The 15,117-nt window shown below is 66.5% G+C and carries 14 protein-coding genes and 1 tRNA gene; 5 read left to right on the top strand and 10 right to left on the bottom strand.

Annotation, left to right across the window (positions count from 1 at the left end; all coding sequences use genetic code 11):
- Positions 1-72 precede the first annotated feature (72 nt).
- The 8 genes from ACZ1H8_RS05105 to ACZ1H8_RS05070 form a co-directional block, all read right to left on the bottom strand.
- Positions 73-1,185, bottom strand: a complete 1,113-nt coding sequence (locus ACZ1H8_RS05105) for an S-(hydroxymethyl)glutathione dehydrogenase/class III alcohol dehydrogenase (protein ID WP_465180278.1) — start codon at positions 1,183-1,185, stop codon at positions 73-75.
- Between the two features lie 95 nt (positions 1,186-1,280).
- Positions 1,281-1,754, bottom strand: coding sequence for a GNAT family N-acetyltransferase (locus ACZ1H8_RS05100; protein ID WP_465180277.1), 474 nt, complete (start codon positions 1,752-1,754; stop codon positions 1,281-1,283).
- A gap of 85 nt (positions 1,755-1,839) precedes the next feature.
- Positions 1,840-2,217, bottom strand: coding sequence for a response regulator (locus ACZ1H8_RS05095; protein WP_465180276.1), 378 nt, complete (start codon positions 2,215-2,217; stop codon positions 1,840-1,842).
- Between the two features lie 207 nt (positions 2,218-2,424).
- A complete protein-coding gene (locus ACZ1H8_RS05090; protein ID WP_465180275.1) occupies positions 2,425-3,609 on the bottom strand; it encodes a hybrid sensor histidine kinase/response regulator in 1,185 nt (394 codons plus the stop codon).
- A complete protein-coding gene (locus ACZ1H8_RS05085; protein WP_465180274.1) occupies positions 3,606-4,175 on the bottom strand; it encodes a chemotaxis protein CheB in 570 nt (189 codons plus the stop codon). The genes ACZ1H8_RS05090 and ACZ1H8_RS05085 overlap by 4 nt, the downstream gene beginning before the upstream one ends.
- Complete coding sequence (locus tag ACZ1H8_RS05080) at positions 4,172-4,996, bottom strand: CheR family methyltransferase (protein ID WP_465180273.1); 825 nt, start codon at positions 4,994-4,996, stop codon at positions 4,172-4,174. Before ACZ1H8_RS05080 ends, ACZ1H8_RS05085 begins: the two co-directional genes overlap by 4 nt.
- A gap of 7 nt (positions 4,997-5,003) precedes the next feature.
- Positions 5,004-8,423, bottom strand: coding sequence for a response regulator (locus ACZ1H8_RS05075; protein ID WP_465180272.1), 3,420 nt, complete (start codon positions 8,421-8,423; stop codon positions 5,004-5,006).
- Positions 8,424-8,634: 211 nt separating this feature from the next.
- Positions 8,635-8,709 (bottom strand) — tRNA-Thr (locus ACZ1H8_RS05070).
- Between the two features lie 89 nt (positions 8,710-8,798).
- On the opposite strand from ACZ1H8_RS05070, the gene ACZ1H8_RS05065 reads away from it, so the two are divergent.
- The gene (locus ACZ1H8_RS05065) at positions 8,799-8,948 is read left to right on the top strand and encodes a hypothetical protein (RefSeq protein ID WP_465180271.1); all 150 of its coding nucleotides are present in this window, start codon (positions 8,799-8,801) and stop codon (positions 8,946-8,948) included.
- On the opposite strand, the gene ACZ1H8_RS05060 is transcribed toward ACZ1H8_RS05065, so the two are convergent.
- Complete coding sequence (locus ACZ1H8_RS05060; RefSeq protein ID WP_465180270.1) at positions 8,945-10,738, bottom strand: aminopeptidase P family protein; 1,794 nt, start codon at positions 10,736-10,738, stop codon at positions 8,945-8,947. The genes ACZ1H8_RS05065 and ACZ1H8_RS05060 overlap by 4 nt on opposite strands.
- 161 nt (positions 10,739-10,899) lie before the next feature.
- Here ACZ1H8_RS05060 and ACZ1H8_RS05055 point away from each other — a divergent pair, with 161 nt between their 5' ends.
- From ACZ1H8_RS05055 to ACZ1H8_RS05045, 3 genes are all read left to right on the top strand, one after another.
- Complete coding sequence (locus ACZ1H8_RS05055; protein WP_465180269.1) at positions 10,900-11,361, top strand: hypothetical protein; 462 nt, start codon at positions 10,900-10,902, stop codon at positions 11,359-11,361.
- Positions 11,362-11,445: 84 nt separating this feature from the next.
- Complete coding sequence (locus ACZ1H8_RS05050) at positions 11,446-11,937, top strand: methylated-DNA--[protein]-cysteine S-methyltransferase (RefSeq protein ID WP_465180268.1); 492 nt, start codon at positions 11,446-11,448, stop codon at positions 11,935-11,937.
- Positions 11,938-11,977: 40 nt separating this feature from the next.
- Positions 11,978-14,041 carry a S9 family peptidase gene (locus tag ACZ1H8_RS05045; protein WP_465180267.1) on the top strand — a complete coding sequence of 688 codons (2,064 nt, stop codon included), beginning with the start codon at positions 11,978-11,980 and terminating at the stop codon, positions 14,039-14,041.
- A gap of 189 nt (positions 14,042-14,230) precedes the next feature.
- Here ACZ1H8_RS05045 and ACZ1H8_RS05040 read toward each other — a convergent pair whose 3' ends face one another.
- On the bottom strand, positions 14,231-14,359 hold the full coding sequence (locus ACZ1H8_RS05040) for a hypothetical protein (protein WP_465180266.1): 129 nt from the start codon (positions 14,357-14,359) through the stop codon (positions 14,231-14,233).
- A gap of 197 nt (positions 14,360-14,556) precedes the next feature.
- On the opposite strand from ACZ1H8_RS05040, the gene ACZ1H8_RS05035 reads away from it, so the two are divergent.
- The gene (locus ACZ1H8_RS05035; protein WP_465180265.1) at positions 14,557-15,093 is read left to right on the top strand and encodes a thermonuclease family protein; all 537 of its coding nucleotides are present in this window, start codon (positions 14,557-14,559) and stop codon (positions 15,091-15,093) included.
- The last annotated feature ends 24 nt before the right edge of the window (positions 15,094-15,117 follow it).

Raw genomic sequence — 15,117 nt, 5'->3', positions numbered from 1 at the left:
ACCTCGTGCAAGGCAAGGCTGACGCCGGATCGAAGATGTAAGGCCCGCCGACCCGGCGGGCCCGAGCGCGGATCAGTAGACGACGACCGAGCGGATGCTCTCGCCGGCATGCATCAGGTCGAAGCCCTTGTTGATCTCGTCCAGGCTGAGGACATGGGTGATCATCGGGTCGATCTCGATCTTGCCGTTCATGTACCAGTCGACGATCTTCGGCACGTCGGTCCGGCCCTTGGCGCCGCCGAACGCGGTGCCGCGCCAGTTGCGGCCGGTGACGAGCTGGAACGGCCGGGTCGAGATTTCCTTGCCCGCCTCGGCCACGCCGATGATGATGCTGGTGCCCCAGCCGCGATGGCATGCCTCCAGCGCGGTGCGCATCACCTCGGTATTGCCGGTGCAGTCGAAGGTATAGTCGGCGCCGCCATCGGTCAGCGCCAGGATCTCGGCGATCACCGTTTCGCGCGACTTGCCGCGGCCGTCGATGAAGTCGGTCATGCCGAACTTGCGACCCCATTCCTCGCGGTCCGGGTTGATGTCGACGCCGATGATGCGATTGGCGCCCGCCATCTTCGCGCCCTGCAGCACGTTAAGGCCGATCCCACCCAGCCCGAACACGACGATGTTGTCGCCGACCTGGACCTTGGCGGTGTTGACCACCGCGCCGACCCCGGTGGTGACGCCGCAGCCGATATAGCAGCTGGTCTTGAACGGCGCGTCCTCGCGGATCTTCGCCACCGCGATCTCGGGCAGCACGGTGAAGTTGGAGAAGGTCGAGCAGCCCATATAATGGAAGATCGGCTGACCCTTGTAGCTGAAGCGGGTGGTGCCGTCGGGCATCAGCCCCTTGCCCTGGGTCGCGCGGATCGCGGTGCACAGGTTGGTCTTGCCGCTGAGGCACGACTTACACTGGCGGCATTCGGGGGTGTAGAGCGGGATGACATGGTCGCCCGGCACCACGCTGGTGACGCCGGCGCCGACCTCGCGGACGATGCCCGCGCCTTCATGTCCCAGGACCGAGGGGAAGATCCCCTCGCTGTCGAACCCGTCGAGCGTATAGGCGTCGGTGTGGCAGATGCCGGTCGCCATGATCTCGACCAGCACCTCGCCCGCCTTGGGCCCTTCGAGGTCGAGCTCGACGATTTCGAGCGGCTTCTTCGCTTCGAAAGCGACTGCGGCGCGGGTCTTCATGATGGGCACTCCGATAGGCTCTGGTTGCCCGTCTCATCGGCGAAGCGTCCGGCAGGCGCAACCGCTGCGTGACGAAACCATCGCTGGCCGAGCCCTCACCGCGCGGGTGCGGACTCCAGATCGAGGTGGAGAAACTGGTTGAACGGGCTGGCGACATAGTCGGCAAAGGCAGGGCCGCTGACGAAGCCGCGGCGGCGATACAGCGCCAGCGCGGGCTCGAATGCCGGACCGCTTCCGGTTTCCAGGCTGATCCGGGACACGCCGCGCTCGTGCGCGACCGACAGGATATGCTCCAGCAGCAGTGCGGCGACGCCCCGACGCAGATGATCGGGATGGGTCCGCATCGATTTCACCTCGCCCATCGCCGCATCATGCTGTTTCAGCGCGCCGATCCCGCAGATCGCATCGCCGTCCCATATGCTCCATACGGTCACGCCGGGTGCGCGCAGCCCGGTCAGGTCCAGCGCGAAGCTGTGGCCCGGCGGCGAGGTTTCGGCCATGCCGGTCAGATGCAGATGCAGCAGCGCCTGGGTCTGCGGATCCGACAGATCGTCCTCGCGAATGTGCATGATGCGTCCCCCGACAGCGCGATGATGTTAGGGCAAGCGTCGCGTCCCGAGCCCATATTGGCAAGAGGGGACGGCGATAGCGCTGTCAGCCGGTCGCCTTTTCCTTTGCCCGCCTGTGCGTCACCATCTCGCGCAGGAGCGTGGTCAGCCGGCCGGGATCATAGGGCTTGGGCAGGAACACGCTGCCCATGGGCAGCTCTGCCGGGGCGCGCGCGGCCTTGCCCGAGGTCACGATGATCTCGATCGGCGGCCAGCGATCGCGCACGCAGGCGGCCAGCTTCAGCCCGTCGATGCTGCCCGGCATGTCGATATCGGTGAAGACCGCCTGGATGTCCGAGCGATGATCGAGCGTCAGCATCGCGACATCGGCATTTTCCGCTTCGATCGCGACGAATCCGGCATCCTCGACCAGGTCCACCGCCAGCATGCGCTGCAGCGGCTCGTCTTCTACGACGAGGACCACCGGGGCCTGGAGGGGGGAGGGATGAGCCAAGACTGAGCGACTTCCGACGTTAGATCATTCTACGGAGCACAGGCGGTTGGCCCGGGATCCGCAATAACCGAACGATACGTCCAGTAGTTCCGCGCCGGTCCTGAAATGCACGACCGGCCGATCTGTTCCACAGCCGTACCGATGCCTGCATTCCGGGGATATGGGGAAGCTTAGGGATCAGCTCAGAGCCTGCCCGGTTTCCGCCTCTACAGGCTGGGACTTGAGCGCCAGCGGCAGCGTTACGGTGAAGACGCTCCCCTTGCCATCGCCCTCGCTTGCCACTGCGATCGAACCGCCATGCAACGAGACAAGCTGGTTCACCAGCGCCAGTCCCACGCCCATCCCGCCGGCCGCGAAGTCGCGGTGCCCTTCGACCTGGGTGAAGATCTGGAATATGCGCGACTGCATCGCGGGCGGAATGCCGACGCCATTGTCTTCCACGACGATATCGACCTGGCCCTCGCGCGGGACGACGGCGAGCCGGACCTTCCCGCCCGAGGGGGTATATTTCGCCGCATTGTTGAGCAGGTTCGACACCACCTGCGCGATGCGGGTGTGATCGGCCTCCAGCCAGATCGGCTCGTCGGGCAGACGGGTGGAAAAGTCGTGACCGGCGGCGTCGAGATTCGGCTGGCTTGCCTCGATCGCCGAACGCAGGATCGTGTCCAGTTCGATCCGTTCGGTGCGCAGCGAGATCTTGCCCTCGCTGATCCGGGACAGGTCGAGCAGATCCTCGATCAGCCGCGACAGATGCGTCAGCTGGCGCCCCATCTGTTCGTGGATGATCTCGGTCCGCTCGGGGTCGTCGCGCTTCTTGCGCATCAGGTGGAAGCCGGCGAGCAGCGCGGCGACCGGATTGCGCAGTTCATGGCCGAGCACGGCAAGAAACTCGTCCTTGCGCCGATCGGCTTCCATCAGCGACCGGGTCGCCGCTTCCAGTTCATCACGATGCGCGGCCAGCAGCTGGCGCTGGCGATACAGGTCGAAGAACACCTCCGCCTTGCTGCGCAGGACATCGGGTTCGATCGGCTTCTGGATGAAGTCGACCGCGCCGGCCTCATAGCCGCGGAAGCGCCGCTGGCTGTCGGCGGTGCCGGCGGTGACGAAGATGATCGGGATATGACGCGTGCGCTCGTTGCCGCGCATGAATTCGGCGAGCTCGAAGCCGTTCATGTCGGGCATCTGCACATCGAGCAGGGCCAGCGCGACGTCGTGGCTCAGTAGCAGCTCCAGCGCCTCGTCGCCCGAGCGCGCCTTCAGCAGCACGATATCCTCGCGCGCGAGCAGCGCCTCCAGCGAGAGCAGATTCTCTTCCAGATCATCGACCAGGAGGAAGTGAACGGGGCCCAGCTTTCGGTTCACGGCGTGCCTGCTTTCACGAGATGGGATGCGATCGCCTCCAGGGTCAGGACCGATGCGGATGGACAGGATCTGATCGCGGCGCGCGGCATCGCGTCGGCATAGGCGCTGTCGGGCGCCTCGACGATCGCGACGCCGCCGGCGTCGACGATCGCCTTCAGGCCGTCGGCGCCGTCGGCATTGGCGCCGGTCAGGATGATACCGATCACCTCCGGGCCATAGGCGTCGGCGGCGCTTTCGAACAGCACGTCGATCGACGGCCGCGAATGATGCACCGGCAGATCGTTCGACAGCGACAGCGTGCCGTCATCCTCGACCATCAGATGATAATCGGCCGGCGCGAAATAGACGGTGCCGGGGGCGACCGGTTCCTTGTCCTCCGCCTCGCGCACCGCGATCCGGCATTTATGCTGGAACAAGGGTGCCAGGAAATTGCTGCGGTCCGCGGGCACATGGACCACGACCAGCACCGGCAGCGGATAATCGGCGGGCAGCGCCGGCAGCAGCTCGGACAGCGCCTGGACCGCGCCGGCCGAGGCGCCGATGACGACGGCGCGTACGGCGCTCATGCGTCGACCTTCTGATAGAGTTTCTCGGTCCGCACGAAATCGGCAAAAGCGGCCGAGTGGCGCGAGAAGCGCAGGCTTTCCTTGGATCCCAGCCCGAGCAGCCCGCCGCGCGCCAGCGAATCGCGAAACAGGCCGATCGCCCGGTCCTGCAACTCTCGGTCGAAATAGATCATCACGTTGCGGCACGAGATCAGCTGCATCTCGGCGAACACCGCATCGGTCACCAGGCTGTGGTCGGAGAAGACGACCCGCTCGCGCAGGCTCTTGTCGAACACCGCGCCGCCATAGGCGGTGGTGTAATAGTCGGAGAGCGACGACTTGCCGCCCGATTGCCGGTGATTCTCGGTGAACCCCTTGATCCGGTCGAGCGCATAGATCCCGCGACCGGCGGCATCGAGCGCATCCTGATTGATGTCGGTCGCGTAGAAGATCGTGCGATCCTCCAGTCCTTCCTCGCGGAACAGGATGACGAAGGAATAGAGTTCCTCGCCGGTGCTGCAGCCGGCGATCCAGATCTTGAGCGAGGGATAGGTGCGCAGCCGCGGAATCACCTGCTCGCGGATCGCGCGGAAATAGCTCGGGTCGCGGAAGAATTCGCTGACCTGGACGGTGAGATAGCCCAGCATCGTCTGCAGGAAGCTCTCGTCATGGAGCAGCCGTTCCTGCATCGCCGAAAAGGTCGCGAAGCCGAGCTGCTGGCGCGCCTGGCGTAGCCGGCGGCGGATCGACGCCTGGGCATAGCTGCGAAAGTCGTAATGATAGCGCTGGTACAGCGCCTCCAGCAGCAACCGGATCTCGATATCGTCGATGCTGTCGCTCATGCCTGACTCACCGCGGCATCCAGACCCGGACGAGCGACAGCAGCCGGTCGACGTCGATCGGCTTGGCCATGTAATCGCTCGCTCCCGCCTCGATGCAGCGCTGCTGGTCGTCGGGCATCGCCTTGGCGGTCAGGGTGATGATCGGCAGCTTCTTCCAGCGGGTGTCCTCGCGGATGTGGCGGGTGGCGGTCAGGCCATCCATGATCGGCATCATCACGTCCATCAGCACCAGGTCGATCTTCGCGCCACCGTCCTGCGCCGAGCGGTCGAGCACGTCGATCGCCTCGCGCCCGTTGCGGGCGATCTCGATCGTCGCGCCGCGCGGTTCGAGGATGTTGGTCAGCGAATAGATGTTGCGGACGTCATCCTCGACGATGAGGATCCGGCGCCCCTCCAGGATCGCGTCGCGGTTGCGCGCCTGCTGGATCATCTTCTGCTGCTCGGGCGGCATTTCGGTCACGACGCGGTGGAGGAACAGCGACACCTCGTCGAGCAATCGCTCGGGCGACCGCGCGCCCTTGATGATGATCGAATCCGAATAACGCCGCAGCCGCTGCTCGTCGTCAGGCGACAGGTCATGGCCGGTATAGACGATGACGGGCGGAAAGCTGTGGCCGCCCTCCTCGCGAAGCTGCTCGAGCAGCGAGAAACCCGATGCGTCGGGCAGGCTGAGGTCGAGCACCATGCAGTCGAACACGTCCGATTCGAGCTTTTCGATGCACTCCGCCGCGGTGCGCGCGCCGACGGTCTCGACATCGGCCGATCCCAGCAGTTGCGCCACCGCGTCGAGCTGAACCTCGTCATCCTCGACGATCAGCACGCGACGCACCTTGCGGTCCATCTTCGCCGCCAGCGCACCGAGCACATCGGCCAGATCCTCGCGCTTCACCGGCTTCACCAGATAACCGATCGCGCCGAGTGACAGCGCAGTCTGGGCATGGTCGCTGGCCGAGACGACATGAACCGGGATGTGCCGCGTCGCGACATCGGTCTTCAGCCGGTCGAGCACCGCCAGCCCCGACTGGTCGGGCAGGCCGACGTCGAGCACGACCGCGCTCGGCTGATACTGCCGGGCGAGCGACAGCGCCTCCTCGGCGGTGCCGGCGACGAGGCATTTGAACCCCATCTCGTGCGCCAGGTCGCGCACGATGCTGGCGAAGCTGGCATCGTCCTCGACCACCAGCAGCACGCGCTCGGCGCTGTCCAGCACGTCGCGGTCGTCATCGACGCGGCGGCGCAGCTGCAGCTTCGTCGGCGTGGAAACCTCGCGCGGCGGGGCGGGCAGATGCGATGCGGGGGCGCTCGGCTTCGCCTCGGGCAGGGCGTCCGCGTCGATCGCAAGCGGGATGGTGAGGGTGAAGCGGCTGCCCTTGCCGGGCGTGCTTTCTAGCGAGATGACGCCGCCCAGCAGCCGGGCAAGCTCTCGCGAGATCGACAGGCCGAGGCCGGTGCCGCCATATTTGCGGCTGATCGTGCCGTCGGCCTGGCGGAACGCCTCGAAGATGCCGCGCTGCTGTTCCTCGGAAATGCCGATGCCGGTGTCGGCGACGGTGAAGGCCAGATGGTCGCGGCCGTCGCGCCGGATTTCGAGCGACACCTTGCCTTGCTCGGTGAACTTGAACGCGTTGGAGAGCAGGTTCTTGAGGATCTGGTCGAGCCGCTGGCGATCGGTGTCGATCGTGTCGGGCACGCCGGCATCCGGTACGATCTGGAATTCCAGCCCGCGCTCGCCCGCCAGCGGCTGGAACAGCTGGCGCATGTCGCCGACCACCCGGTCGAGCGACACCGTCTCGGGCTGGATCTGGACATGGCCGGCCTCGATCTTCGACAGGTCGAGAATGTCGTTGATCAGCGTCAGCAGGTCGTTGCCCGACGAATGGATTGTCCGGGCATATTTGACCTGCTCGTCGCTCAGGTTGCCGGCGGGATTGTCACCCAGCAGCTTGGACAGGATCAGCAGCGAATTGAGCGGCGTGCGCAGCTCGTGCGACATATTGGCCAGGAAGTCGCTCTTGTAGCGGCTCGCCTGCTCGACCTCGCGCGCCTTGCGTTCGACCTCGACATTGGCGCGTTCCAGATCGTCGCGCTGCGCCTCGAGCAGCTGGGCCTGTCCCTCCAGCTGGGCGTTGGTCTGTTCCAGCTCGACCTGCTGCTGTTCCAGCCGCGCCTGCGACTCCTTCAGCGCGCGGCTCTGCTCCTCCAGTTCCTCGTTCGAGACGCGCAGCTCCTCGCTCTGGACCTGCAGCTCCTCCGACTGGCGCTGCGTTTCCTCGAGCAGGTTCTGCAACTCGGTGCGGAAGCGCGCCGAGCGCAGCGCGACGCCGATCGCGGCCGAGGCTTCCTCAAGGAACTGCAGCGTCAGCGGGCTGACCGGCTGGAGGAAGCCGAGCTCGATGACGCCGTGCACCTCGCCATCGGCGACCGCGGGCGAGATGGTCAGGTGACGCGGCTGGCCCTGGCCGAGCCCCGAGCCGATCGTCAGATAGCCCTCGGGCACGTCGTCGATCAGGCTCTGGCGCTTGTCCGCCACCGCGCGACCCAGCAGCCCGTCATTGGCGGCGAAGCGGTCGACTATGGTTGCGCCCGCCGGCACGCCGAGCGTCGCCACCCGCTCGAAGCTGGCACCGTCGCGCGAGAAGACCGCGCCGCCATGTGCGCCCAGAAACTGGGACAGGAACGACAGGACATTTTCGCCCAGCACGCCGCTCTGCTGGTCGCCCAGCATCGCCGCCGACAGGTCGGCCTGACCGGTCTGCAGCCATTGCTGGCGATTGCGCGCAGCCGCGGCGCGGCGCACCAGCAGACCGACGATCACCGTGATCAGCACGCCCAGCAATGCGGTCAGGATGCTGCTCACCCATGCCGTGGCATAGGCGACGTCCATCTCCGCGATGCGCTCCTGGCGCAGCCGCGTCTCTTCCTGCTGCATCTGGCTGAGCTGGTCGCGGATGCCGTCCATCTCGACCTTACCGCGATCGGTGTTGACGATCGCCCGCGACGCCGCCTCGCCCTCGGAGCGGCGCGTATTGATCGTCTCGGCCAGTTCGGCCAGCTTGGCCTGGGCGTGGCGACGCAGCGTCGTCAGTCGTGCGATCTGGCCGGGATTGTCGCGGGTCAGGGCGGCGATCGCGTCCAGCCTGGGCTCGAGCGACGAGACCGCTTCCTCATAGGGAGCCAGATACCGGTCGTCACCGGTGAGCAGGAACCCGCGCTGCCCGGTCTCGGCATCCTGCATCGTCGACATCAGTCGCTCGAGCGAGATGATCACTTCGTGCGTGTGCTGGATCCGCGCCGCGTCCGCGCGGAGCATGCTGATGTTGCGATAGGCGAGCGTTCCACTGCCCAGGAAGAACAGGATGACGACGAACAGGCCGATCCCCACCCGCAGATCGAGCTTGGACTTGGGCGCGCGGGATGCGGCGGTCATGCGTTCTCCGGTTGAAACGATCGACTGCCGGATGCCTATCGGCGATTTTGACGCAAGTTCAAGGTGATTGGCCGATCAAATGCCATTCGCCGACAGGGTGGGGCGGCAAAGGGCTACCCGATTCGGTGGCACCAGACGGGTGTCGAACCGGGGCGCGCAGAAGCGCGGTCCCCCAAGGGGGAGGTCGAATTCGTCGATCTGTCTGAAGAAATGGTGCTGCCGGTGAGGATTGAACTCACGACCTCAGCCTTACCAAGGATGCGCTCTACCACTGAGCTACGGCAGCACTCGCGGGTCGGAACCTGCGGGGAGGGGCCTATGTGCAGGGGACCCCCCGATTGTCAACCAGATGTTTCGCGGTTTATCGCTTTCCGCATGAGCAATTCGGAAAAACAGGCCCGTCTGGCCGAGGCGTTGCGCGCCAATCTGCGGCGTCGCAAGGTGCAGGCACGCGAAGTCCGCGCGATCGACGACTCGCCCGAGGCCGGCACCCCGCCCGAAGGCGAGGCGCCGGCGCGCGACTAGATTTCGGCGCACTTGGCCTCGAGCCAGGCCAGGTCCTCGGCCTCCATCTGGGGAGAGAGAATCGCCAGCACCTGGGCGTGATAGGCGTTGAGCCAGGCGCGCTCCTCGGCGCTGAGCAGGCTCGCTTCGATCAGCGTGCGCTCGATCGGCGCGAAGGTCAGCGTCTCGAAGCCCAGCATCGTCTGTTCGGCGCCGGCGATCTCCTTCTCGATCACCAGCACCAGATTCTCGATGCGGATGCCGAAATCGCCTGCCTTGTAATAGCCGGGCTCGTTCGACAGGAACATGCCGACACGCAGCGGCTCCAGCGCCTGTCCGCCCGGATAGAAGGGCTGGGCGATTCGCTGCGGACCCTCATGGACCGACAGATAGGAGCCGACGCCGTGGCCGGTGCCATGCGCATAATCGAGCCCGACTTCCCACAGCGGGCGACGCGCGAAACCGTCGAGCTGCGCGCCGGTGGTGCCGGCCGGGAAGGTCGCGATCGCGATCGCGATATGGCCCTTCAGCACGCGGGTGAAGCGGTCGCGCATTTCCTGCGTCGGTTCGCCCACTGGCATCACCCGGGTCACGTCGGTCGTGCCGTCGGCATATTGTCCGCCCGAATCGACCAGATAGAGCTGGCCGAGCTCGACCGGCAGGTTGCTCTCTTCGGTCGCCTTGTAATGCGGGATCGCGCCGTGCGGCCCGGTGGCGGAGATGGTCGAGAAGCTGAGGTCCTTGAGCAGCCCGGTCTCGCGGCGGAAGTCCTCGAGCTTGTCCTCGCACGACAATTCGGTCAGCCCGCCCTGCGGCGCAGTCGCCTCGAACCAGCGCAGGAAGCGGCTGAGCGCGGCGCCGTCGCGTGCCTGGGCGGCGCGGTGGCCGGCGATCTCGACCGGGTTCTTCAGCGCCTTGGCCAGCACCACCGGATCGCGCAGCTGAAGGATCTTCGCCCCGCCCGCGTCGAGCGAATCGAAGATCGCGGCGACCGCACGCTCGGGATCGGCGGCGACGCGCTTGCCCTTCAGGGCCTCCAGCGCGGGCGCGAACGCGCTGCGCTCATGAACGCGGATGGCGTTGCCCAGATGCTGCGCGACCTCGTCGGTCATCTTCTCGCCAGCGACGAACAGGTCGGCGGTGCCGTCCGAATTGACGATGGCATAGGCGAGCGCGACCGGCGTGTGGCTGACATCGCTGCCGCGGATGTTGAATGCCCAGGCGATCGAATCGAGCGCGGAGAGCACCACGGCGTCCGCCTTGCGCTCATGCAGCCAGTCGGCGATCTCGGCGCGCTTGGCCGCCGACGACTTGCCGGCATGGGCGTCGCTCTGCACCGCCAGCGTGTCGGGCGAGGGGGCGGGGCGGTCGTCCCACACCGCGTCGATCGGATTGCGCTCGACCGCGACGAGTTCGGCGCCCTTCTCGGCCAGCGCCTTGCGCGCTTCCTCGACCCAGGCGCGGGTGTGCAGCCACGGGTCGTATCCGATCCGCCCGCCATCGGAGACATGCTCGCCCAGCCAGCCGGCGACGCTGGTCGCGGGGACGGCGACGTACGCCCAGTGATCGCCCGACACCTGCTGGCGCACCTGCAGCGTATAGCGGCCATCGGTGAAGATCGCCGCTTCCTGCGGCAGCACCACCGCGGTGCCCGCCGATCCCTGGAACCCGGTCAGCCAGCCCAGCCGCTGGGCATAGGCGCCGACATATTCGGACATATGCTCGTCGGTCAGCGGCACCACGAAGCCGTCGAGACGGTCGTGCTTCAACTGTTCGCGAAGGGCGGAAAGGCGGTCGGCATAGGAAGACATGTCAAAAACCTGCGGTTCAGTGGACCATAAGCGGACGGTCCCGAACACCCCATCGTCCTTGCCGGCGCGAACGCTGCGGCGGAACGGGACGGGACCTGCGCATCCCGCTTCTCTGGCAGATTTGCGCGCTGTAGAACAGGCCGAACGCGAGGGAGGGACCGGTGGACGAAACGCAGCTGATGGACTGGTTTCCCTATGTCTTTCCCGTCTTCTTCGTCTGCATGTGGTTGGGCGTCGCCAAGCTGCTCGCCTGGAAATCCGGGTGGGAAGACCTGCAGGATCTCTACCCCGATCGAGACGAGCCGGCCCTGCTGTCCCTGCATTTCCAATCGGGCGTGCTGAACGCAATGCTCCAGATGAGCGGCGTTCTCGGCCTGGCCGCTACCCGCACGGGACTGCGGCTGCGCATCCTCCGCCTGTTCGGTCCCTTCTGCCGGCCGTTCCTCGTGCCCTGGCGCGAGATTCGGGTCGAGCCCGTCACCGGCCGCTTCCTATTCCGGCGATATGTGCGCCTCCATTTCGGCACCGCCGATCGCGGTACGTTGGAGATTCCCGAGCGGACCTGGCAGCGGCTGGCGCGCCATGCCGGGCCGGCCGGCGTGGCGGGCCAGCCGGCGCGATAAATGGCGCGAGGCGCTTTGGGCGCAAGCGACGGGACGCGGCGGCGGGGGCGACCCGCTATCGCATCGTTCGAAAGGAGCTGGACGATGACCCTGATGTTCACGACGATCCCCTCGCCGGTGGGCGCGCTGAAGCTGGTCGCGAGCGATGCCGGGCTGGTCGCGATCCTGTGGGAGAACGACCGCAACGGGCGGGTGCGGCTGGGCGCGATGGACGAGATCCCCGACCATCCGGTCCTGGCGGAGGCGGCGCGCCAGCTAAGCGACTATTTTGCGGGCAGGCGGACCGCGTTCGACCTGCCGCTCGATTTCCGCGGCAGCGCGTTTCAGAAACAGGTCTGGTCTGCGCTGCTGACGATCCCGTTCGGCGAGACGCGCAGCTATGGCCAGATCGCGCGCCAGATCGGTCGGCCGAGCGCATCGCGCGCCGTGGGGGCCGCCAACGGGTGCAACCCGATCTCGATCGTCGCGCCGTGCCACCGGGTGATCGGCACCGGCGGGGCGCTGACCGGTTTTGCCGGGGGGCTGGAGGCCAAGGCGTTCCTGCTGGCGCATGAGGGCGTGCGCGCCGCCGCCTGAACGCTCGACAGGACCCGCATCGCGTCGCTAGGTCGGTGCGATGAACGACCTCCCCAAGCCGCCCGTCGCGGCGACCCGCCCGCACAGCTATACCCGTCACGGCGTCACCATCGAGGATCCCTGGGCCTGGCTGCGCGATCCCGGTTACCCCGAGGTCACCGACAAGGACGTGCTCGCCTATCTCGAAGCGGAGAATGCCTATTTCGAGGCGGTGATGGCCCCGCTGAAGCCGTTGTCCGACACGCTGTTCGACGAGATGCGCGCGCGCATCAAGGAGGACGAGGCGACGGTCCCGCAAAAGGACGGCGACTGGCTCTACTGGAGCGATCACGAAGTGGGCGGCGAATATCGCCGCTGGTGGCGCAAGCCGGTGGCCGGCGGTGCCGATCAGCTGATCCTCGATGAGCCGGCGCTGGCACAGGGCAAGGACTATTTCCGCCTCGGCGCGCTGAGCGTCAGCCCCGACGGACGGATGCTCGCCTATGCGATCGACGACAATGGTTCGGAGCGGTTCGAGACCCGCGTCAAGGATATCGAGAGCGGCGAGCATCTGCCCGATGTCATTCCCGGCACGCTGTCGGAGCTGATCTGGACCGAGGATTCGGGGGGCTTCCTCTATGCGCTGGTCAACGACAATTGGCGGACCGACCGGGTGCGCTGGCACCGGCTGGGCCAGCCGGTCGAGCAGGATGTCGAGCTGTTCCACGAAGCGGACGAGGGCTTCCGCGTCGGGGTGGGTGAGACCCAGTCGCGCAAATGGCTGATCGTCTCGACCGGCGATCATGTCACCAGCGAAGTCTATCTGTTGCCGGCGAACGATCCGTCGGCGCCGCTGTTGTGCGTCGCGCCGCGCAAGACCGGGCGCGAATATGATGTCGACGAGCATGACGGCACCCTGTTCATCCACACCAATGACACGCACACCAACTGGCGGCTGGTGACCGCGCCGATCACCGCGCCGGGCGAATGGACCGAGCGGATCGCGCCGTCCGAGCATTTCTACATGACCGGTGTCGCCTGCTTCGCCGACTATTTCATCGTCGAGGGGCGCGAGGACGGGCTCGATCAGATCGACCTGCACCGCTACCCGCCGGACCTGCCTCCGCAGCGGATCGCCTTTCCCGAGGCGAGCTATGTCGCTGGCCTTGGCGACAATCCCGAATATGACATGAAGAAGCTGCGCATCGGCTATCAGTCGATGGTCACGCCCGGCACCGTGTACGACTACGACGTCGCGACCGGCGCGCTGAAGGTGCTGAAGGTCCAGACCATCCCCAGCGGCTATGACCCCGACAAATACCGGACCGAGCGGCTGAAGATCGCCGCGCGCGACGGCACGCTGGTGCCGGTGTCGGTCGTCTATCCCAAGGACTTCCCGCGCGACGGGACGGGCAAGCTCTATCTCTATGCCTATGGCGCCTATGGCATCGCCATCCCGCCGGGCTTCTCGACCAGCCGCATGTCCTATCTCGATCGCGGCATGGCCTTTGCCATCGCCCATATCCGCGGCGGCGACGATCTGGGCCAGCAATGGTATCATGACGGCAAGCTGGAGAAGCGGACCAACACCTTCACCGATTTCGTCGATGTCGCGCGCGGGCTGATCGCCCAGGGCTTCAGCCATGAAGGCGGCATCGCCATCGCCGGGGGATCGGCGGGCGGCGAGCTGATGGGCGCGGTCGTCAATTCGGACCCGGAACTGTGGGGCGCGGTGGTCGCCGACGTGCCGTTCGTCGACGTGCTCAACACCATGCTCGACGACAGCCTGCCGCTGACGCCGGGCGAATGGCCCGAATGGGGTAATCCGATCGAGGATGCCAGGGCGTTCGAGCTGATCCGCTCCTATTCGCCCTATGACAACGTCAAGGCCCAGGACTATCCGCCGATGTTCATCTCGGGCGGGCTCAATGATCCTCGCGTCACCTATTGGGAGCCCGCCAAATGGGCGGCCCGCCTGCGCGCGACCAAGACCGACGACAATGTGCTGCTGCTCAAGACCAATATGGGCGCGGGGCATGGCGGCAAGTCGGGCCGCTGGGAAAGCCTGAGGGAGGCCGCCGACGAAATGGCATTCGTCCTGTGGCAACTGGGCGTCGAGGGCTGAAGCACCGTTCGAGAATGCGCCTGTCGGCGCATTGCGGCACTGGCCCGCTCCCCCACCCGACCACCCATAGAATAGTGAAGTTGGGTGGCCGGGTGGGGGAGTGACCCGGTGCCGGTCGAAAACCGCCTTCTTGCGATTTGTCACCCGGTCTCCGAGGCGTCGCCGCCCATTGCGGGCCCCGGGGAGGGCTCAGCCGATCGGGCTGATCTCGACCTGCGTTTGGCGGTGGCAGGCGTGGCAGAAGGCGAAGTCGAACACCTCGCGCACCGTCCAGTCCTGGCGGCGTCGGTCCCACTGCGCCCAGGCTTCGCGGGTCACGTCGCTCGCCCCGCAATGGGCGCAGCGATGATCGCATCTCGTGGCTGTCTCGCTCATGCGCGCCAGCCTATCGCGGTCAATGCCGGCCGCGGATCCAATCCTCTCCGGAACGGACGCGACTGCGGGTGAAATCGGCATTTTTTCGATTTATGGTGCTTTAGCACCATTTTCCCGGCCAGCCTGCTATCGCTCCGCCGATGCGAGTGGCGTTACGCAAGTTCGGGTGGCTCCTGCTGGGCAGTTTTGCGGCGGGACTGGGGATCATCGGCTGGGGCGGGGTGACGGGCCTGCCCGGCCCGTCGCTGGCGATCTTCAGTGCCGATGACGGCGAGCGGTTGCGGTTCGGCTTCTGCCACACCGGCGGCGGGACCAACTGCGTCGTCGATGGCGACACGATCTGGATGCACGGCGAGAAGATCCGCATCGCCGATATCGACGCACCCGAAACCCATCCGCCGCGCTGTGCCGAGGAAAAGCGGCTGGGCGAGGCGGCGACGAAGCGGCTGCAGGCGCTGCTCAACGCCGGCCCGGTCACGCTGGAGGTGAAGGGCCGCGCGACCGACCGCTATGGCCGCAAGCTCAGGATCGTGACCCGGGACGGCGAATCGCTCGGCGCAACGCTGGTCGAGGAAGGGCTGGCCCGGCGCTGGACCGGGCGGCGCCAGCCCTGGTGCGACGCCCCCGATCCGGACTTCAGCGCTGCGCGCCGGCGACGCGCAGATCCTGCTCGATGATCTCGCTCTGATCTCCTCCGCTTG

It is taken from the genome of Sphingomonas sp. BL-S-25, assembly GCF_055521555.1.
The sequence above is the reverse complement of the archived record's forward strand: the minus strand, read 5'-3'. Positions and strand labels throughout refer to the sequence as shown.

Coding starts and splice junctions, on each gene's coding strand:
- ACZ1H8_RS05100 (WP_465180277.1), bottom strand. CDS start 1,754: ATGCACATTCGCGAGGACGATCTGTCGGATCCGCAGACCCAGGCGCTG.
- ACZ1H8_RS05060 (WP_465180270.1), bottom strand. CDS start 10,738: ATGTCTTCCTATGCCGACCGCCTTTCCGCCCTTCGCGAACAGTTGAAG.
- ACZ1H8_RS05105 (WP_465180278.1), bottom strand. CDS start 1,185: ATGAAGACCCGCGCCGCAGTCGCTTTCGAAGCGAAGAAGCCGCTCGAA.
- ACZ1H8_RS05045 (WP_465180267.1), top strand. CDS start 11,978: ATGAACGACCTCCCCAAGCCGCCCGTCGCGGCGACCCGCCCGCACAGC.
- ACZ1H8_RS05065 (WP_465180271.1), top strand. CDS start 8,799: ATGAGCAATTCGGAAAAACAGGCCCGTCTGGCCGAGGCGTTGCGCGCC.
- ACZ1H8_RS05080 (WP_465180273.1), bottom strand. CDS start 4,996: ATGAGCGACAGCATCGACGATATCGAGATCCGGTTGCTGCTGGAGGCG.
- ACZ1H8_RS05035 (WP_465180265.1), top strand. CDS start 14,557: ATGCGAGTGGCGTTACGCAAGTTCGGGTGGCTCCTGCTGGGCAGTTTT.
- ACZ1H8_RS05085 (WP_465180274.1), bottom strand. CDS start 4,175: ATGAGCGCCGTACGCGCCGTCGTCATCGGCGCCTCGGCCGGCGCGGTC.
- ACZ1H8_RS05050 (WP_465180268.1), top strand. CDS start 11,446: ATGACCCTGATGTTCACGACGATCCCCTCGCCGGTGGGCGCGCTGAAG.
- ACZ1H8_RS05075 (WP_465180272.1), bottom strand. CDS start 8,423: ATGACCGCCGCATCCCGCGCGCCCAAGTCCAAGCTCGATCTGCGGGTG.